At 42.3% G+C, this 19,349-nt stretch carries 21 protein-coding genes; 15 read left to right on the top strand and 6 right to left on the bottom strand.

Annotated features, from left to right (window positions below; translation table 11 throughout):
• Genes hisD through hisIE form a run of 7 tightly spaced genes read left to right on the top strand, consistent with a single transcriptional unit; the run spans position 1 to position 6,163 of the window.
• The gene (gene hisD / locus AN213_RS15265) at positions 1-1,302 is read left to right on the top strand and encodes a histidinol dehydrogenase (RefSeq protein WP_055199018.1); all 1,302 of its coding nucleotides are present in this window, start codon (positions 1-3) and stop codon (positions 1,300-1,302) included.
• The gene (hisC, locus tag AN213_RS15270) at positions 1,292-2,389 is read left to right on the top strand and encodes a histidinol-phosphate transaminase (protein WP_055199019.1); all 1,098 of its coding nucleotides are present in this window, start codon (positions 1,292-1,294) and stop codon (positions 2,387-2,389) included. The genes hisD and hisC overlap by 11 nt, the downstream gene beginning before the upstream one ends.
• Positions 2,386-3,447 (top strand): bifunctional histidinol-phosphatase/imidazoleglycerol-phosphate dehydratase HisB, encoded by a 1,062-nt coding sequence (gene hisB, locus AN213_RS15275; RefSeq protein ID WP_054563884.1) that lies wholly within the window; start codon positions 2,386-2,388, stop codon positions 3,445-3,447. Before hisC ends, hisB begins: the two co-directional genes overlap by 4 nt.
• The gene (hisH, locus tag AN213_RS15280) at positions 3,444-4,034 is read left to right on the top strand and encodes an imidazole glycerol phosphate synthase subunit HisH (RefSeq protein ID WP_055199020.1); all 591 of its coding nucleotides are present in this window, start codon (positions 3,444-3,446) and stop codon (positions 4,032-4,034) included. The genes hisB and hisH overlap by 4 nt, the downstream gene beginning before the upstream one ends.
• A gap of 28 nt (positions 4,035-4,062) precedes the next feature.
• Positions 4,063-4,797 carry a 1-(5-phosphoribosyl)-5-[(5-phosphoribosylamino)methylideneamino] imidazole-4-carboxamide isomerase gene (locus AN213_RS15285; protein WP_055199021.1) on the top strand — a complete coding sequence of 245 codons (735 nt, stop codon included), beginning with the start codon at positions 4,063-4,065 and terminating at the stop codon, positions 4,795-4,797.
• The gene (hisF, locus tag AN213_RS15290) at positions 4,779-5,558 is read left to right on the top strand and encodes an imidazole glycerol phosphate synthase subunit HisF (RefSeq protein WP_054563887.1); all 780 of its coding nucleotides are present in this window, start codon (positions 4,779-4,781) and stop codon (positions 5,556-5,558) included. The genes AN213_RS15285 and hisF overlap by 19 nt, the downstream gene beginning before the upstream one ends.
• Positions 5,549-6,163, top strand: a complete 615-nt coding sequence (gene hisIE, locus AN213_RS15295; protein WP_054552013.1) for a bifunctional phosphoribosyl-AMP cyclohydrolase/phosphoribosyl-ATP diphosphatase HisIE — start codon at positions 5,549-5,551, stop codon at positions 6,161-6,163. The genes hisF and hisIE overlap by 10 nt, the downstream gene beginning before the upstream one ends.
• A 33-nt stretch (positions 6,164-6,196) precedes the next feature.
• Here the strand turns inward: hisIE and AN213_RS15300 are convergent, their stop codons facing one another.
• Positions 6,197-7,087 carry a LysR family transcriptional regulator gene (locus AN213_RS15300; RefSeq protein ID WP_054563889.1) on the bottom strand — a complete coding sequence of 297 codons (891 nt, stop codon included), beginning with the start codon at positions 7,085-7,087 and terminating at the stop codon, positions 6,197-6,199.
• Between the two features lie 111 nt (positions 7,088-7,198).
• Here AN213_RS15300 and AN213_RS15305 point away from each other — a divergent pair, with 111 nt between their 5' ends.
• Together AN213_RS15305 and AN213_RS15310 are read left to right on the top strand one after the other, a co-directional pair.
• Entirely contained in the window at positions 7,199-8,386 is a 1,188-nt protein-coding gene (locus tag AN213_RS15305) for an MFS transporter (protein WP_055199022.1), read from the top strand.
• A 196-nt stretch (positions 8,387-8,582) separates the two neighbouring features.
• Positions 8,583-9,545, top strand: a complete 963-nt coding sequence (locus AN213_RS15310; protein ID WP_055199023.1) for an alpha/beta hydrolase — start codon at positions 8,583-8,585, stop codon at positions 9,543-9,545.
• A 107-nt stretch (positions 9,546-9,652) separates the two neighbouring features.
• On the opposite strand, the gene AN213_RS15315 is transcribed toward AN213_RS15310, so the two are convergent.
• Positions 9,653-10,567 (bottom strand): AraC family transcriptional regulator, encoded by a 915-nt coding sequence (locus tag AN213_RS15315; protein ID WP_055199024.1) that lies wholly within the window; start codon positions 10,565-10,567, stop codon positions 9,653-9,655.
• A 176-nt stretch (positions 10,568-10,743) separates the two neighbouring features.
• Here AN213_RS15315 and AN213_RS15320 point away from each other — a divergent pair, with 176 nt between their 5' ends.
• Both AN213_RS15320 and AN213_RS15325 read left to right on the top strand, forming a co-directional pair.
• The gene (locus AN213_RS15320; protein WP_095209775.1) at positions 10,744-11,235 is read left to right on the top strand and encodes a cupin domain-containing protein; all 492 of its coding nucleotides are present in this window, start codon (positions 10,744-10,746) and stop codon (positions 11,233-11,235) included.
• Between the two features lie 14 nt (positions 11,236-11,249).
• Positions 11,250-11,597, top strand: a complete 348-nt coding sequence (locus AN213_RS15325; RefSeq protein WP_055199032.1) for a cyclophilin-like fold protein — start codon at positions 11,250-11,252, stop codon at positions 11,595-11,597.
• A 69-nt stretch (positions 11,598-11,666) separates the two neighbouring features.
• Here the strand turns inward: AN213_RS15325 and AN213_RS15330 are convergent, their stop codons facing one another.
• The 3 genes from AN213_RS15330 to AN213_RS15340 all read right to left on the bottom strand — a co-directional run bounded on the left by AN213_RS15330 (position 11,667) and on the right by AN213_RS15340 (position 14,823).
• The gene (locus AN213_RS15330) at positions 11,667-13,046 is read right to left on the bottom strand and encodes a serine hydrolase (RefSeq protein ID WP_095209776.1); all 1,380 of its coding nucleotides are present in this window, start codon (positions 13,044-13,046) and stop codon (positions 11,667-11,669) included.
• 164 nt (positions 13,047-13,210) lie between these two features.
• Complete coding sequence (locus tag AN213_RS15335) at positions 13,211-14,389, bottom strand: NAD(P)-dependent alcohol dehydrogenase (protein ID WP_055199026.1); 1,179 nt, start codon at positions 14,387-14,389, stop codon at positions 13,211-13,213.
• Between the two features lie 11 nt (positions 14,390-14,400).
• Complete coding sequence (locus AN213_RS15340) at positions 14,401-14,823, bottom strand: cupin domain-containing protein (RefSeq protein WP_054563895.1); 423 nt, start codon at positions 14,821-14,823, stop codon at positions 14,401-14,403.
• A gap of 188 nt (positions 14,824-15,011) precedes the next feature.
• Here AN213_RS15340 and AN213_RS15345 point away from each other — a divergent pair, with 188 nt between their 5' ends.
• The 4 genes from AN213_RS15345 to AN213_RS15360 all read left to right on the top strand — a co-directional run bounded on the left by AN213_RS15345 (position 15,012) and on the right by AN213_RS15360 (position 17,494).
• On the top strand, positions 15,012-15,749 hold the full coding sequence (locus tag AN213_RS15345; protein ID WP_054563896.1) for a hypothetical protein: 738 nt from the start codon (positions 15,012-15,014) through the stop codon (positions 15,747-15,749).
• 151 nt (positions 15,750-15,900) lie between these two features.
• On the top strand, positions 15,901-16,413 hold the full coding sequence (locus AN213_RS15350) for a hypothetical protein (protein WP_054563897.1): 513 nt from the start codon (positions 15,901-15,903) through the stop codon (positions 16,411-16,413).
• Positions 16,414-16,449: 36 nt separating this feature from the next.
• On the top strand, positions 16,450-16,635 hold the full coding sequence (locus tag AN213_RS15355; RefSeq protein WP_054563898.1) for a DUF1289 domain-containing protein: 186 nt from the start codon (positions 16,450-16,452) through the stop codon (positions 16,633-16,635).
• Between the two features lie 64 nt (positions 16,636-16,699).
• Positions 16,700-17,494, top strand: a complete 795-nt coding sequence (locus AN213_RS15360; RefSeq protein WP_054563899.1) for a glycosyltransferase family 25 protein — start codon at positions 16,700-16,702, stop codon at positions 17,492-17,494.
• A gap of 20 nt (positions 17,495-17,514) precedes the next feature.
• Here the strand turns inward: AN213_RS15360 and AN213_RS15365 are convergent, their stop codons facing one another.
• Complete coding sequence (locus AN213_RS15365) at positions 17,515-19,296, bottom strand: M61 family metallopeptidase (RefSeq protein WP_054563900.1); 1,782 nt, start codon at positions 19,294-19,296, stop codon at positions 17,515-17,517.
• Between the last annotated feature and the right edge of the window lie 53 nt (positions 19,297-19,349).

Here is a 19,349-nt window from a genome sequence, read left to right on the forward strand (position 1 = left end):
ATGTTTCGCTGGAATGAGGAAAATCAACAAGCACAGCAGGCGGTACTTACCCGCCCTGCTGTTACTGCAAGTAAAGAGGTTGAAGCTATTTGCATCGATATCTTAAATGCAGTTAAAACTGAGGGTGACGCAGCGTTATTAAAAATGGCAAAAGAGTTTGATAAGCGCGAAACACCTCGCTTATTAGTGCCAGTTGAAGAAATAAACCAAGCTGAGCAGTTATTATCAAACGAATTAAAAGCCGCCATAGAAACGGCCTATGCCAATGTAAAACGTTTTCACCAAGCACAATTACCAAAAGACATTAAGTTAACAACTCAACCTGGCGTATTGTGTGAACTTAAATATCAAGCCATTGAAGCGGTAGGCATTTACGTGCCAGGTGGCAGTGCTCCACTGCCATCTTCAGTAATTATGCAAGGGGTGCTTGCACAGTTAAGTGGTGCACAAACCGTTGTGCTAACTACACCTGTAAAAGCCGACGAAACCATCAACCCTGCCATTTTATATGCAGCAAAACTATGTGGTATTAAAACCATTGTAGAAAGTGGCGGCGCAGGTGCCATTGCAGCTATGGCATACGGCACAGAATCAGTGCCTAAAGTGAACAAGATTTTTGGCCCAGGAAATAGCTTTGTCACCATGGCAAAACAACTTGTTGCGCAAACTATACCGGGCATGGCGATTGATATGCCGGCTGGCCCTTCTGAAGTGCTAGTGATTGCTGATGAGCGTGCAAACCCTGAATTTATTGCGGCAGATTTATTGTCGCAAGCAGAGCACGGCGCTGATTCGCAAGTTATTTTACTATGTAACAGCGAACGCATCATTGAAAAAACACAGCAAGCATTAACAGAGCAGCTAGCAAAGTTGAGTCGTAAAGACACTGCCGAGCAAGCCCTTGCTAACTCAAGCTTGATTTTAGTGGACTCGGTTGAGCAAGCCTTTTCGGTGTCTGCTGAATATGGTCCTGAGCACCTTATTTTACAACTTGCTGATGCGCAGCCTTATTTAAGCTTAGTGAAAAATGCCGGTTCAGTATTTGTAGGTGATTACACCCCGGAGTCAGCCGGTGACTATGCATCGGGTACTAACCACGTACTACCAACGTATGGTTACAGCGCGACCTATTCGAGCTTAAACTTACTGGACTTCTTTAGAACTTACACAGTGCAAACCATCAGTAAAAATGGCTTACGTGAATTATCTAAAGCAATTTTACCTTTAGCTGCAGCAGAGGGGCTTGATGCTCACGCCAATGCTGTTTCGATTCGTCTTGAGGCTATGAACAATGAGCGATAATTCAAAAATAACAACGCTGTTGCCAGATAACATTGCAGCGCTTACAGCCTACAGTTCGGCTAAAAGTGAAAAGCTAACCGGCACAACGTGGTTAAATGCCAATGAAAGCCCTTATTCACGTACGCCAAATATCAATTTAGCTGATTTAAATCGCTACCCAGATCCGCAGCCTCAGCAAGTGATCAATCGTTACGCTTGCTATGCTAATTTAGAGCCAGAGCAAGTACTGATGACTCGCGGCGCTGACGAAGGTATTGAGCTATTAGTACGTACTTTTTGTAGCCCTGGTAAAGATAGCATTGCACTCTTTTTGCCAACTTACGGCATGTACAAAGTCACAGCTGATACCCACAACATCGCGATTAACGGTTTAACTCAAGAGCTGTTATTAAAAGGCACGGTTGATGAGGTTGTAACTGCGGTTGCTGATTCAAAGCTGGTGTTTATTTGTAATCCAAATAACCCTACCGGCAGCATGACAAGCCTAGACAAAATCAGAAAAATCACTCAACAACTTGCTGGTAAAGCGATTGTAGTAGTGGATGAAGCTTATATAGAATTTTGCCCAGAACAAACAGCAGCAAGCCTGATCAACGAGTTTAGTAACCTTGTGGTACTAAGAACTTTATCAAAAGCATTTGCACTAGCGGGTTTAAGAACAGGCTTCACATTAGCCAACAGCGAGCTACTGGCGCCTATTCGTAAAGTGATTGCGCCATACCCTGTATCAACGGTGGTGGCGAGCATTGCAGCAGACGCATTAAGTAGTGACAACATCGCTTCAATGCGCCGTCAGGTGACAATTCTAAATAGCTTAAAAAGCAAACTAAAAAGTTGGCTCGAGCAATCACCTGCCGTTATCAAAGTACTGAGCGGTGAAGGTAACTTTGTCACTTTAAAATTAAAAGACAAACAATCATTTAATATCGCACTTGAGCAAGGACTCGTAATGCGTGCCTTCACATTATATAGCGAAGATGATTGGTTACGAATTTCTATCGGTAACGAGCAAGAACTAGAACAAGTAAAAGTTTGGTTAGATGGCTTATCACTGACCAGTAAAACAGTAGAACAGGAATTATCATGAGCAACCCATATTTATTTATTGACCGCGATGGCACGATTATCGAAGAGCCTATCACCGACAAACAGGTTGATAGCCTAGAAAAATTAGTGTTTTTGCCAAATGTGATCCCTGCTCTATTACAACTTCAAGCGGCAGGTTACCGCCTTGTTATGGTATCTAATCAAGATGGTTTAGGCACTGATAGCTTCCCGACGGCCGATTTTGATATTGCTCAAGACAAGATGATGGATATCTTAAACAGCCAAGGGATTAAATTTGATGAAGTTCTGATCTGCCCTCACTTTGATGAACAAAATTGTGACTGCCGTAAACCAAAAACAGGCTTACTTACTGAGCTTATGCGCTCGGGTAAAGTCGATTTAGCACGCTCATTTGTGATTGGTGACCGCCAAACTGATATTGGACTTGCCAATAACTTATGTTGTGAAGGCATTTTGTATGACGGCAGCTGGGATGCCATTGTCACTAAGCTGACAACGGCGAACCGTGAAGGCCGTGTCACTCGCAACACCAAAGAAACACAAATCGATGTGCAAGTTAATTTAGACCAAACAAAAAATGGCGAAATTAGCACTGGCCTTGGCTTTTTCGATCACATGCTTGACCAAATTCGCACACACGCCAATATCGGACTTAATATTCAAGCCACTGGCGACTTACACATTGATGAGCACCACCTAGTTGAAGATATCGGCATTGCACTTGGCCTTGCCCTTAAACAAGCGCTAGGTACAAAAACGCAAATTGGTCGCTATGGTTTTGCACTCCCTATGGATGAATGCAAAGCTGAAGCGCAAATTGACTTATCGGGCCGTGCCTCGTTTGTATTAAATGCTGATTTTAGCCGTGAAAAAGTCGGCGACTTAGACGTACAAATGGTTGAGCACTTCTTTAAAAGCTTAAGTGATAATGCCGCAATGAGCCTTATTTTGTCGGTTAGCGATGGTAATTGTCATCACCAAGTTGAAGGTCTATTTAAAGCGTTTGCAAGAGCACTTCGCGCTGCGATTGCAAAAGATGCTTCACAACAAACTGCCAGCTCTAAGGGGTGTTTATGATTGCCATAATTAATACAGGTTGTGCCAACATTAACTCTGTTCGTTTTGCCTTTGAACGCTTGGGCGAAAAACCTGAGGTGATCACCTCACCTGAGCAACTAAAAGGCTTTGAACGTGCTATTTTACCAGGCGTAGGCCATGCTTCTGTTGCCATGAAACGCCTAAAAGACGGTGGTTGGCAACAAGCAATTGATGAATATCAGCGTCCGTTGATGGGCATTTGTTTAGGCATGCAATTACTTTGCGACAGCACTAAAGAAGGCAATGTTGATTGCCTTGGCAAAATTCCAGGTATTGTTAAGCACTTAGATGTGGGCACATTAACTTCACCGCACATGGGCTGGAACGACCTAAGTGTATTAAAAGAGCATGCCCTCACCAAAGGGTTATCAGCGCAAGATCAAGTGTACTTTGTGCATAGCTTTGCTCACACAGTGAACGATGCCACCCTAGTTAGCGGTGAGTACGGGCAAGCTTTTTCAGCAATTGTTGCCAAAGATAACTACGCGGGCATGCAGTTCCACCCAGAGCGAAGCGCCAAAGTAGGCACCCGACTTTTACAAAACTTTTTAGATTGGCAGCTGTAAGCGCAGCAAAAAAATAAGAGAAATAAACGTGATTATTCCAGCACTCGATGTATTACAAAACCAAATTGTGCGCTTATACCAAGGTAAGTATGATACCGCACAATTTTACCCTTACGAACTTGGCGCACGCTTACAAGAGTACGCAAATAGCGGCGCAGGCAAACTGCACTTAGTTGATTTAGAAGGCGCACGCGATCCAAATAAAAAACAGTGGCAGCATATTCAAGCTGCAACCAAAGCGCTAAATGTCCCATATCAAATTGGCGGTGGTATTCGCTCTGAGCAAGATGTTGCTGACTGGCTTGAAGCCGGTGCTAACCAAGTCGTGATTGGCTCAATGGCCGTTGAAAAGCGTGAGCAAGTAAAGGCCTGGATTGAAAAGTTTGGCAGTGAACACTTTGTTATCGCACTAGATGTTAATAAAACTGACAACGGCTGGGCACCAGCAACACATGGTTGGTTAAGTGAATCTGAGTTTGGCTTGTTCGAACTTGTTGATTTTTACGTGGCACTTGGTGTGGTTGATTTTCTGTGTACTGACATCAGCAAAGACGGCACCATGACCGGCCCTTCGTTTGCACTTTATGAAGATTTAACCAACCACAACAGCGAGATTAAAGTTCAAGCATCAGGCGGTGTAAGCTCACTGGATGATATTGCAAAGCTGAAAAAACTGGGTGTTGGCGGTGTTATCTTAGGTAAATCATTGCTCGATGGTGCCTTTAATGTTGAGGAGGCGTTAGCATGTTATCAAAACGCATAATCCCTTGTTTAGATGTAAAAGACGGCCAAGTCGTTAAAGGTGTTAAATTTAAAGGCCATGAAGTGGTTGGTGATATTTTAACGCTTGCTAAAGCTTACAGCGATGCCGGTGCAGATGAACTGGTGTTTTATGAAATCAGTGCCAGCGTCGAAAAACGCCTACTTGATGTCAATTGGGTAGAGAACATTGCACGCCACATTGATATTCCATTTTGTGTGGCGGGCGGCATTAAATCTGTTGCCGATGCAGCACGTGTTTTAGAACGTGGCGCAGATAAAATCAGTATTAACAGCCCTGCAATTGCTCGCCCTGAGCTTATCAAAGAATTACACGATGAGTTTGGTAAACAATGCGTGGTTGTGGGTATTGATAGCTTTTATGATGAAACCACTGGCGAATATTTAGTGTACCAGCTAACTGGCGATCCTAATGCATCAAGCCGTACTCGCTATAAAACCGAAGAATGGGTTAAACGCGTGCAAGACCTAGGTGCTGGTGAAATCGTACTCAATTGCATGAACCAAGATGGCGTGCGTAAAGGCTACGACAATGTTCAGCTATCAAAAATGCGTGCACTGTGCGATATTCCACTAATTGCATCGGGCGGCGCAGGTACGATGCAAGACTTTGTTGATGTGTTTCAACAAAGCCAAGTTGATGGCGCGCTCGCTGCCAGCGTATTTCACAAGAACGTCATTGATATTGGCGAACTAAAACAATTTTTAACTGATAATAATGTAGCGGCAAGACTATGCAATTAACCAAAGACACTCTTTCTCAAGTCGATTTTGCCAAAAGCGAATTGATCCCAGCTATCGTGCAAGACGCACGCTCTGGGGTGATTTTAATGCAAGGCTTTATGAATCAAGATGCATTAGCTGCCACTTTCGACAAACAAAAAGTAACCTTTTACTCGCGCTCTAAAGAGCGTTTATGGACCAAAGGCGAAACATCAGAAAACTACCTTGAAGTAGTCTCAGTACACACCGACTGCGATTACGACTCACTATTAGTACTGGCAAACCCACTTGGGCCAACATGCCACCTTGGTACACAAAGCTGCTTCGGCGATGATGCTAAACCTAGCTTGTCGTTTTTAGCTGAACTTGAACAAGTGATTGTTTCACGTAAAGACGATGATCCAAGCAAAAGCTACACTGCGTCTTTGTTTGCAAAAGACTTAAGCCGTAGTTGCCAAAAAGTGGGTGAAGAAGGCGTTGAAGTTGCCCTTGCAGCCATGAAACATGATAACGATGAATTAACCAATGAATCAGCAGACTTACTGTATCACTTAACTGTGTTATTGCAGCGCCAAGGCTTATCGCTGGCTGATGTGGTGAGCTGTTTACAAGGCCGCCATAAGTAATAATTATAGAGTGTGGTATCTAAATACCGCACTCTATTGCTGTTTTAACGCTTCTAACACAATTTTAAATGCCGGAGACGGTTGCCTTCGGCTCGGGTAATACAAATAATAACCGGGAAATGCGGGGCACCAATCAGCTAACACTTTAATTAAATTACCATTTTTTATATGCTCACCAAACTCCTCTTCAGGTAGAAACGCAATACCTAACCCCTGTAACGCCGCCTCAACAATATGATGAGAGGTATTAAAGATTAATTGACCGCGTACATTCACATTAAGTTCTTCACCCTCTTTTTCAAACTCCCACGCATATAAACCGCCATGGGTAGGAAAGCGAATGTTGATACAATTATGTGCAGTAAGCTCCTTTGGCGTGTTAGGCTTTTGATGCTTAGCAAAATACTCAGGGCTTGCAACGGCTGCCATATTGAGCTCTTTACCAATAGGCACAGCTATCATATCTTTATCTATGGTTTCGCCAAGACGAACGCCAGCGTCGATACGCTGAGCAACAATGTCTGTGTAGCCATAGTTAACATTGAACTCAATATTAATATCGGGGTATTGCTTTAATACATTGGCCAGCTTTGGGAGTAATGTGCTCTGAATTATAAAATCACCACAAGTAATTTTTACCGTGCCCGCAGGTTTGTCTCTGAGTTCAGTTAACGCTTCTAACTCATTTTCGATATCATCAAAACGATGCCCTATTGCATTGAGTAAACGCTCCCCGGCGAGAGTCGGCGATACGCTTCGAGTTGTTCTGGTTAACAAACGAATATCTAAGTTTGCTTCTAGTGAACGAATAGCCTGACTCAAGGCAGACTGAGTTACGCCTAACTGAGCAGCAGCACGTGTAAAACTGCCAGTTCTTGCCACAATGACAAAATAGTTCAATTCATTGAGGTTTTGTTTGATCATCCACCTGTCTATTAATAAGTTTTACTAATAAAGCATATTAGTATTCATTAGCTAGTCTATTCAACCTATGTTTGAAAAAATACTCCATCACATTTAACTGTATGGACTAGCATGACAAATTACTCAACCTATCAAGATGATCACCCTATCGAGCAGCAAGCTAATTGGAGTGGGGTTTTTGCGATGACATTATGTATTTTCGCCTTAATAGCCTGCGAGTTTATGCCTGTAAGCTTATTAACACCTATGGCTGAAGATTTATCAATTAGTAAAGGCATGGTTGGTCAGGGGTTAGCAATATCGGGCTTTTTTGCGGTGATCACAAGTCTATTCATGAGTCCTTTATTTGCTAAAAGTGATCGAAAGACCTTACTAGTCGCTCTGACCTTGATAATGCTACTGTCAACTTTAACAATTTCTATAGCTGATAGTTACGCTGTTTATATGCTTGGTCGTGCGTTAATCGGCTTAGTCATTGGTGGCTATTGGTCACTTTCAACTGCTTCTGCAATGCGCTTAGTTCCCGAGGAAAAAGTGCCTAAAGCACTGGCAGTATTTAATGGTGGCAATGGTCTTGCCATGATAATTGCAGCACCACTTGGCAGTTATTTAGGCAGTGTTCTTGGCTGGCGAGGCGCGTTTATGTGTTTAGTGCCATTTATCGCTATTGCTGTATTTTGGCAATGGCAGGCTTTGCCTAGCATGCCAGCTCAACAGCAATCAAAAGGACCTTTTTCTGCATTTAAGTTATTTAAAAAGCCACTCGTCTGTTTTGGTATGCTAGCTGTCGCGCTGCTATTTATGGGGCAATTTACTTTATTTACCTATGTAAGGCCCTTTTTAGAGTCAGCGTTTCAAGCCACCAGCCAACAAGTCTCTATGGTGTTATTTGTTATTGGTTTTGCAGGCTTTATTGGCACCTTATTGATCAGTAAGGTCATAAAACTCAGTTTAGCGTTTGCATTAATAGCTGCCCCTTCGGTTATGGCTTTAATAGCATTTTGTTTAGCTAATCAAATATCTCTTTTTAACATCAACATCGTATTACTTGGATTATGGGGGTTAATTGCAACTGCAGCGCCTGTTGCTTGGTGGAGCTGGGTAGCTCGTGCTTTACCAAAAGATGCTGAAGTTGCAGGAGGATTGATGGTAGCAATTATTCAATTTTCGATAGCGCTAGGCTCAACATTCGGCGGCATATTATTCGATGTTTATGACTACCCTATTACCTTCTTTGTTAGCGCAGCTATCTTATTTTTTGCAGCCATTGCCAGCTATTTCACTATAAAAACACCCTAAAAAATCATTAGGTGGCTCATACTTGGGCTACCTAATGTTCATTTTAAGCACCTAAAGATACATTCGACACTTTTAGGCAATAAATCGACTGTTCTAATATAACGCCAAACTGCACAAATAACCGACAATAACCTCATCAAAGCTGCATTGTGAAAACAAATTGCAGTCCCTGTTAATCAAAAAATAGGAGAGTGTTATGACAACCTCAACTGATAATTTTTACCAAAGCGATGCTGTTAACTTTGAAAAAGTAATTTTCAAAAACCAATTACAAATGAATGTAGTCGGTAATCTTTTTACACCTAAAAATGCAGAGAAAGGTGCGAACCTTCCGGCACTTGTAATAGGTCACCCTATGGGTGCGGTAAAAGAGCAAAGTGCTACTTTATATGCAACTAAACTTGCAGATCTAGGATTTGTAACTTTGGCAGTTGATCTTAGCTTCTGGGGCGAAAGTGACGGCGAACCACGTAATACTGTACTACCTGATTTATACGCAGAGTCATTCAGTGCCGGTGTCGATTACCTTGCTAGCCGTTCATACGTCAACAAAGAAAGCATTGGTGGTTTAGGTGTATGTGGTAGTGGTGGTTTCATCATTAGTGCCGCAAAAATTGACCCACGTATCAAAGCTGTGGCAACAGTTAGTATGTATGACATGGGTGGCGCAACGCGCAATGGTTTAGGCAACTCTATTGACCTTGATATGCGTAAAGGTATGCTTGATGAAGCTGCAGAGCAACGTAATGTTGAGTACCTTGGTGGCGAAGTGCAGTACACAGGCGGCTGCCCGCATCACATTGATGAAAGCTCACACCCAATTGCAAAAGAGTTTTATGACTTTTACCGCACTGAGCGTGGCGAATATACACCAGAGCGCTCATCAGCAGATTTAACAACACACCCAACATTAAGCAGCAATGTGCGTTTTATGAACTTTTATCCATTTAACGATATTGAGACTATTTCACCACGTCCATTACTGTTTGTTGCTGGTGAACACGCTCACTCATTTGAGTTTAGCCAACAAGCCTATGATTTAGCTGCTGAACCTAAACAATTATTGGTTGTACCAAATGCAGGTCATGTTGATTTATATGATGATGTGGGTTTAATTCCATTCACTAAAATTGCTGAATTTTTCACAGCAAGTCTTTAACTAAAACGTGTCATGGTAACGAATGGGACATAGGGATATGCCCATTCGTTTTTTATACCAATTCGCTTAATTAATTATTATTGCGGATTGGTATTATAAGTAGCCGGCTATTTAGCGGTTGCTAAAAACGCCTCAACATCTCGTTTTGGTGATAAACCAAAAAACCGAGAATACTCGCGAGAAAATTGTGAGGGGCTTTCGTAGCCAACCTTAAAAGCAGCACCTGACGCATCCATACTCTCGCCAACCATCAACCTTCTTGCTTCCATTAACCTTAAACGCTTTTGATATTGCAACGGACTCATTGAAGTTAGATCTCTAAAATGATGGTGAAAAGTCGATTTACTCATTTTCGCAAGACCCGCTAAATCCTCTACACTCAAGGGTTGATCATAGTTTTCTTTTAACCATTTAACACTACGTGCAATTCTCAGCCCTTGGCTACCTGTCGATACTATATGGCGAAGCTCCGCCCCATGCTCACTGTTAAGTACACGCCAAAAAATTTCGCGTTTAATTAATGGCGCAAGCACTGGCATAGACTCCGGATCATCAACCAGCTCAATTAATCGCGTAAAAGCGTTAAGTAGCGGCTCTGTCATCTCACCTAAGGTCATTCCCTTATTGAGTGATTGCTTGTTTAATTTGTCGAGCGGTATTTGCGAAATCAGTTCACCTAACATAGCCAAATCAAGCTTTAAAACTAAGCCTAAATAAGGTGTGTCGTCTTTTGCTTCAAGAACTTGCATTTTTGCAGGCAAATCAATAGAGGTAATCAAATACTTGTGTGGGTCATACTTGAACACATCTTCGCCCAAGGTCATGCTTTTTGCCCCTTGTAGCACCAGTGCAATACTTGGTTCAACCACACACATTGAACAAGAGGTGGCGGCCTGTGTTTGTCGATAAAAAAACAAATCCTCAATCACGCTATCAGCGGTTTCTTGCTGACCTATAAGCGGCGCAATCTTATCTGCTAAAGCAGCGCTCATTTTAGCAATAGCATCATAATCTGAATGCATAACCAACCCAATTAAATTCAAGATACTTAACTATACGCTCGATTTCATAAAGTTGGCTAGTTAAAAAATTAAACCCTCGGACTAATAGGCAATAACTTGCGTGCATTGTACTTTTTAAAGGCACAATTTTTAGCCAAAATGATTTCTCATCAGGTTACAAACACATGGAGAAAAGTATGAAGTATATTATCGGTACCCTTATCTTAACGATGAGTGCATTTAGTCATGCAGAAAACGCCTCTTCACAACGTTTAGAATTACCGCAAATCACAGTGCAAAAAAATGGCACTCAGTACCCAATGACTGGGCTCGACAAGTATTTCACGGGCAAAGTACGCGTCGAGCCTAGTTTCCAAGCTCATGGCGAAGCGAAAGCCGCTGGTGCCATGGTAACCTTTGAGCCCGGCGCTCGAACAAACTGGCACACTCACCCTGTCGGCCAAACCTTAATTGTTACATCAGGTATGGGCTGGGTTAATCAGTGGCACGGACAACCTCAGGTTATAAAACCAGGTGACGTTGTCCATATTCCTGCAAATGTAAAACATTGGCATGGCGCTACGGATAAAACAGCCATGATGCATTTGGCTATTCAAGAATCAAAAAACGGCAAAGTGGTTGATTGGTTAGAGCCAGTAACAGATAAGCAATATTTAAAAAAGCAGTAAAGATGGTAAGTGAAATGCAAATAAAGTTCACCAGTAACGGCAAAACTATGCAAGCGACTCTAGAAAGTAATAATGCCGCTAAGCATTTTTATCAACTTCTACCACTGACTCTAAAAGTAGAAGACTTCGCCAATGCTGAGAAAATAGCCACTTTACCTGAGAAATTAAATCTACAAGGCTTACCTGCTGGCACCGATGCTATCGCAGGAGACATCACTTATTACGCACCTTGGGGTAACCTTGCGCTCTTTTATAAGCAGCAAAGTTATGCAAATGGTCTGATAAAACTTGGCAAAATAACGGGCGATAGTCAGTTTTTTAAAAGTTTAGGCCAAGCGGATGTCACTATAGAGCCCTTGTAGTAGATACTAACTCTCCAGTTAGCAAAGCTGCTTCTGTACGCCACAAAGCAGCTTTTTTATTGCCTGACTTTATCTGCCCAGTGCTTTTAAAACATCACGGGTAAAATCATGCTCACTAAAGCCTTTAAGCCCTGCAAGGTCGTACCCTCGCCTAACAATCACTAACTGCTCGCTTGGAATGATCACTAAAAATTGACCACGGTTGCCTCGCGCTGCAATAGTATCGTTTGGTAACTCAGGAAAACGTTCGTTATAAAGCCACCACTGTGCGCCGTATCCTGGTGCCGTTACAGGGGGTTGAGCAGGGGCAGGTTTACTAATATAACTTAACCAGTCTTTTGGTAATATTTGCTCACCTTGCCAGCGGCCATTATTCAGGTGTAATAACCCTAAGCGAGCAAGATCACGAGAAGTAGTCCACACTTGCGATGACAAAATAAAGTCACTTTGCCAATCTGACTCTAAAAACGTGTGCTGCATGCCGATTTTATCGAGTAAGTTGTCATATGGGTAACGCAAGTAGCTCGCCTCATCGTTAAACGTTTCTCGTAAGGTACGTAACGCTAACATGGTGTCGTTATTGGCGTATTTCCAACGGCTACCAGGCTTTACTTCTAACGCAGTATGCGTTGCAGTATCAGACACTAAACCGCCGCCCATATAGACACGATCCGTACGATTGCCCGCTTTATTACTGTCTAAGCCCGATGCCATATGAAGCAAGTTTTCAAGGGTAATTTCGCCACGAGGGTCAAGCGGGTGAGACCAGCTTTCAAGCCCCGCAGGCTTTGTAACATCAAGTCGTTTTTGTGCTACCGCCACACCAATGATGCTCGCGCCAATACTTTTTGCAACAGACCAAGTACGCTGGGCAGTTTCAGGTGTAAAACCTGCTTTATATTGCTCTGCTAGAATCGCCTCAGGGCTTGCTATTAAAATTGCTGAAGTTCGTGCGCCTTCACCATAATGACGAGTAAAAGCCTGTGCAATAACCTCATCAAGCGCCTTATTGCCCGTCGCATTATTAACACCATTTAGCGTTTGCCAAGGCTTACCATCATCCTTTTGGTGGGCTAAGTTTTCTTTAAACGGTGCTTGCACGAGTGTTGCAGCTTTAAGGCTTGCCCCTACTGGTAAATCAACACAGCCTAAACGAGGCCGCCACACCGATATACGTTGCATATCTTTATCGTAATCAACAATGACTCGTTTATGCTCAGTATCAATGTTCGCTTTCAGTGTTTTTACAGTGTCTGCGATTAAAGGATAAATACCGGTAAGTTCATCAATATCGATTTGATCTTTGCTTTTGCCAGCGTTAAACGTGGCACTACAGGTAAAATTGGCGACGTACCCAGCGGCATAAGCGTTTAAGGTTGTATCTGTTTCTTCGCTACAAACAAAAAAGCTAGTGCACAACAACGTACTCAGGAAGGCTATTTTTTTCATTATTACTCCATGGAGGCCAAAGAGTTTAAGTTAGCAAAAGAAAAAATAATGATATGTTTTTACGGCAGTATTCGCTCTTTAAGCGATAAATCACCGAATAAAAAAGGAATAACAAAAAACGCCATACTGGGTATGGCGTTTGGCTTACTCAATCTAAACAAAAGTTAAAATGTCGAGGCATCAATTACATAACGATAGCGCGCTTTTTTCTCCACCACGCTTTGCCATGCATTATTGATTTCAGAGGCTTTGATTAACTGGGTTGCTGGCAGAATATTATTCTTAGCGCAGTAATCAACAACTTCTTGCGTTTCTTGCATATCACCAATTAACGAAGCATTAAAGTTTACGCGGCTTGCAGCCAATGCTAATGCATTCATATTTAATGAAAACTCTTCTGGCATGCCCACTTGGGTGTACGTGCCGAATGGTTTTACTAATGAAGCATATTTAGCAATATCATATTTCACTGGCAAGGTATTAATTAAATAATCAAGCTGCGACTTATGCTCGTTGTAAGCGTCTTCACCGTCAACAACCACTTTAGCGCCAAAGGCTTTAATATCGGCTACTTTATCTTTAGAGCTAGTGAACGCATAGACATCAGCACCTTGTGACACAGCCAATTTAACAGCTAAGTGCCCAAGCCCACCAATACCAACAACACCTACTTTATCGCCTTTTTTCAAGTTAAATTTAAGCAACGGAGAATACGTTGTAATGCCGGCACATAATAAAGGAGCAGCATGCTCTAAACTAATGTTTTCAGGAATATGCACTGCAAAATGATCGCGAACAACAATGTTATTCGAGTAACCACCTTGTGTGATACCTGTCGGTGAGCGCTCATCAGGGTAGCCATAAGTGAATTTTGTTTCTGGGCAATATTGCTCGCCTTGATCTTTACAGCTATTACAGTCAAGACAGCTATCAACCATACAGCCTACACCAGCACGGTCGCCCACTTTAAACTTAGTCACATTCTTACCGACTGCTGTTACGATACCTGCAATTTCATGACCTGGTACTTGAGGGTATTGCTGTGCGCCCCAATGCCCTTTCATCTGATGAATATCTGAGTGGCAAATACTGGCGAATTTAATTTCGATTAAAATATCGTTATCGCCTACTGGGCGTCTTTCGAATTCCCATGGTTTTAGTAAGCCTGAATTATCAAAAGCCGCATAGCCACGAGATTTTATATTGCCATTTGCAAGCTGCTCAGATGATGCTGCAAATGAAGGCGCCGCAAAGCCACCTAATAACAGGCCTGCACCCAAAGCTGAACTCGTTTTAATAAAATTACGACGTGATAAGTCTTGCGTTTCATGTTTGTCACACATCTCAATGTACCTTATGCTAAATAATCTTCATCTGACACAGCTTCGAACCAGTCAACAGGTTTACCATCGAGTGCTTCTTGAACTGCTACATGCTTCATTGCACTATCAGCAGTCGCACCATGCCAGTGACGCTTTCCGCAGTTACACCAAATTAAATCACCTGGATTGATGACTGTTTTCTCACCACCCTCGCACTGTGTCCAACCTTGACCTTCTGTAACTAATAAAACTTGGCCGAGTGGATGAGAATGCCAATTTGTACGAGCTCCTTTAGAAAACTCCACCACAGCAACACCAACGCGAGCAGGTGCTGGTGCATTAAATAAAGTACTGATTTGCACTTTACCTGTGAAACATTCTGCTGGCCCTGCGATTGGATCTTGAGAACCTGACTTAATTACTTGCATATCGCTTGTTTGCGCTGAATCACTCATATGTTTCTCCTTGGGTTGCTTAGGTTTTGGTCTACTATTTCAGTCTAAAGCATCGCGAAAAACCATAAATGCCTGAAGCTCGCGCTTTCTTGCCTATTTGTGTAAAAAAGTTTTTAAAGCCTTTAAACCTTTTTTATCAGCACTTGCGACTAAGCTAATAACACCACACATATAAAAAGGGAAGAACCATGTTAAGTACAGTAAAAACACTCTCACTAATTGCCGCAGGCTTATTATCAGCACAAACATTTGCTTGGGGTGATATGCCACTACAAGAAACTAAAAACTTAACGCTAGATGCAGCCTCATTAAGCGCTTTAAAAGTAGAAGCGGGTTCTGGCTTTTTACACATTACCGGTAGTGACAGTGATGAAGTAACCGTTAAAGCCGAGATTTATCAAGAAAAGCCTCATGATGAATACTGCTTAAACCTTGAAGCCAAAGGCAATAACGCAGCACTTAGTGCAGGCCAGTGCGATTACCATACCAATAAGCAAACTCGCATTGATTTAACCGTTGCTATCCCTCGCTCATTTAATGTAAATGTGCACGATGGCTCTGGTGAAATTATCATTAGCAAAGTTGCGAATACTGTGATCAACGATGGTTCAGGTTCAATTACCGCAAATGACATTACAGGCACATTAGAAATCAATGATGGTTCGGGTAGCTTAGATGCACGTAATATCAGCCGTGATATTAAAATTCATGACGGCTCAGGTAATATTGATGTTGCCAACGCACAGGGCAATATTGAGGTACACGATGGCTCTGGTGGTATCGAGTTAAATGATATTTCGGGTGATGTTGTCGTTTCAGATGGCTCAGGCAGCATTCGCGTTGATACTGCAGCAAACTTTGAGTTACTAAGTGATGGCTCTGGCTCAGTAAAAGTAACCAACATTGCAGGCAAAACCAAGATGTAAGCCGACGCTTCACCGTTATTAGCAACTAAAATGCCTTCCTTTGCGAAGGCATTTTAAATTGTAATCACCAATCTTTATTAGCATTTTTACAAGGGCTTAGGTATCCTTTAGGAAACGTTTAAGGAACTGCTATTTAAAAGGATAGCCTGATATGAAAATGCCACTCGCCGCCTTACTAACTGGCCTTGTTTTAACTGGTTGTACAGGACTGACAACTGAACAACAAGCGGCCATTGATAACCTAACCCCTTGCGAGAAAATCAACGCCCTATTAGGTGCTTACGACAACCGCTTTGAAGGCTTAAAACGTAGCCGTGTAAATACTAAATACATGGAAACATGGACAGCGAAATACAACCTTATTGCCGATAACTGTCAAATCACGGCGCTTGATAAAGACAATGTTACCTACCGCTGTGTAGGCAACTACGAGCAACAGCAACAAGCTGTCGCTGATCACACCCGTGCGGTTAATTTTACCCAAGCTTGTTTAGCGGGTAATAATTGGCATCAAACACAAAAAGAGTCAGCTGAATCGTTACGCACCACGTTTGTGCTTGACGAAAACAACCCTGTTATCTCAATTCATTCGGGTAAAACCCTATCACGCAAACAGCCTTGGTCTACCACTCTTGAAATTGGTAAGCCAATTGAAGGTAAGTAATACACTCATGAAGGCTACATTAGCCTTCACATCACTATGACAAAATCAAAAAAACCAACCAGCCAATTTAAAACAGATTGCATCGGTCAATGTCATCGCCTAAAAGGCTATTGCACTGGCTGTGGTCGCAGTAATGATGAAATTTTTGATTGGATCATTTTATCCGAACAAGAAAAGCAAGCGATTTTAAATACTCCTCGCCCTGACATAAAAGCGAAATAGTTCTGACACCCAAGCGTCATTAAAGCTTGTTAGCCTGATTCAAACTGACCATCAGGTAACGATAATGACCGCTATTTTTGTAATTAACTTAGCAAGCTCTACTGAACGATTAAACCGTGTTAGCCATGAGCTAAATGCACAAGATTTGGCATTTGAACGCCTTGATGCAATTGATGGTAGAGAGCTGTCTGATACAGAGATAACCAAGCACTATAGTGCTGATTTAAACCTAAAAAAATACCATAAGCCCTTGAGTAAAGGTGAAATTGGCTGTTACCTGAGTCACAGAAAAGCATGGCAAACCATTGTCGATAGGCAATTAGATTACGCCATTATTTTAGAAGATGACTTTGTTCTCGACCGCTCTATTCACAGTGCAATTGAAAACATTAGTACATTAAAACAGCCTTGGCAGCTAATAAAATTGGCCGCTTATAAAGACCGAAGTCGGGAAATTGCCTTTACAAAACACCTTGCTGATGAGCAACACTTAGTCATTCATAAAAAGCTTATGTCTGGCTGCTGTGCAACTGCTGTTAGTTTTGAAGGTGCAAAAGCGCTGTTAAAAGCCACAGCCACATTTGGCCGCCCCGTTGACTGCGATTTACAACATGTGTGGGAAACCGGTGTTTATGGATACTCTTTGCTGCCCTACCCAGTGTCACAACCCGATAATTCACAAAGCGATATTCGGGATAGATCAACCAAAGTTAAAAAGTCGTTTTGGCGACGTAAAAAACAGCAACTTCATAGTGCACTACTAAACACAAAGTACACAAAGCAGTTTGTAAAAGCGCAGCTAGTACCAAACAAAAAGAAAGGAGCCGCAGCTCCTCTCTTACCAATAAAAAATCATTAACGATTTATTTAGCTTGCCTATTATTTTGCCTGGTTTGGGTGGTCAACACCCATCCACGCTTTAAACAATGCCATTTGAGCTGGGGTTGCATCTTTTAATGCTTTGACCTTTTTCTCTTTATCAAAGTCTTCGCTAAGTGTTAGCGTTGTGCTTTGTAATGCATCGCGTCGAATGAAATCAACAGTCACTGTGTCGCCTGCTTTAAACGTTTCGAGGCTGGCTGTTAGGTCTTTACCGACATGCTTTTTGTTAAACGCCACGATTTTGTCATCAGTCGTTAAGCCCGCTTGCCATGCAGCGCCACCACGGCGAACATGAGTTAGGGTTAATAACTCACCGCTGTTTTTTGCAAACGAATCAATACTAGGTACTGATTTTGCGCCTTCAGGGCGAATTAAACCTAAGCCTACTTTTGCAAGTAGCTCATCAAAGTCGATAGCAGCTGGCTCATCCACATTCGCTTGCCACCAAGCGCTATAATCACGACCTGTAAGCTCTTTTAAAATTGCTTTAACATCATCTGGCGTAAAACCATCAGGTAAACGATGCTTGTTATAAAGCGCGCGGTGAACGTCGCGGTAACTGATTTTGCCATCGCTTTTTTCTAGCAAATCAATATCAAGCGCCATTGAGATCAATGCACCTTCTAAATAGATATTGGTGCTGTAGTTACGAGCATGATCGCCGCCTTGGTTGATCCACTTATCAAAGCTTGTTTCAGTTGCGCTTTGTACTTCGCGACCCGGTGTTTGTAAGTGACGATTAACGGTTTTCGTTAACGTACCGAAAAACTCATCGGTTGTTTCAATGCCAGCGCGCACCATTAAGTGATCTTCAAAGTAGCTGGTTGAGCCCTCTGCAATCCATAATGTTTTCGCGTAGTTAATATTGGTGTAGTCATACGGCGCAATACCTTTAGGGCGGTATGCTTTTACGTTCCAAGTATGAATAAATTCGTGAGCTGCGGTGCTGATAAACGCAAGGTAATCTTTACGAGAACCAAAACGGTCACGTGGGCGCTGGATAATTGTTGAGTTTAAATGCTCTGTTGCACCGCCTGCACCTGACGTAGCATGTACCATAAACACATAACGCTCATACGGGTAGTTATCCCAAATTACGTTGCCCGTTGTCACTAGCTTTTTAAGGTCAGTTAGCATTTGATCTACATCGTAGTTGCCTTCACCCCAAATAACGAGCTCATATTCACGGCCACCAACAGTGAACTTGTGTAGCTCATTGATACCCGTTTCGATTGGTGAATCAACTAAAATATCGTAATCAGCGGCCTTAAAGCTGTGTTTAGAACCCGCATTTTCCATACCCGATACTGAGCGCCATTCTTTTGGTACATTTAGCTCAACTTTAACTGGGTCTTGGCGGAATGATTCGCTGAACATGAAAAAGCCAGATGCATCAATGAAGGCATGGCTATCATCAATATGACGAGCACGTTTACCCAGCTCATTAGCGTAAACTTGGTAATCTACATTGACTTGAGTAGGTTCGTTTAGGTGAACACGCCAGGTGCTGTGGTCAATTTTTTCCCACTTTAAAGCCTTACCATCATCATCTTTTGCTTCGAAAAAGCGCACGCCATTGGCAAGATTTAAAATTTCGTAACGGCCAGTACGCCAAGCTGGAAGTTTAATATCTAAATGTGCTTGTGCAGTTTGCGGAAACTCAACACTAACATTACCTAAATGGTGCTCAGGCTGAGTGATAGACAGTGAGTAGTTCACATCTGCGAACGCACTACTAGAACAGGCCGCCAGAATAGACATTGCCAAAAACTTTTTCATAACAACTCTTTTTATTACTATCAAAATTGCGAAATAGCCTAACAATTGCGAGA

This window comes from Pseudoalteromonas sp. P1-8 (assembly GCF_001399985.1).
GTDB lineage: Bacteria > Pseudomonadota > Gammaproteobacteria > Enterobacterales > Alteromonadaceae > Pseudoalteromonas.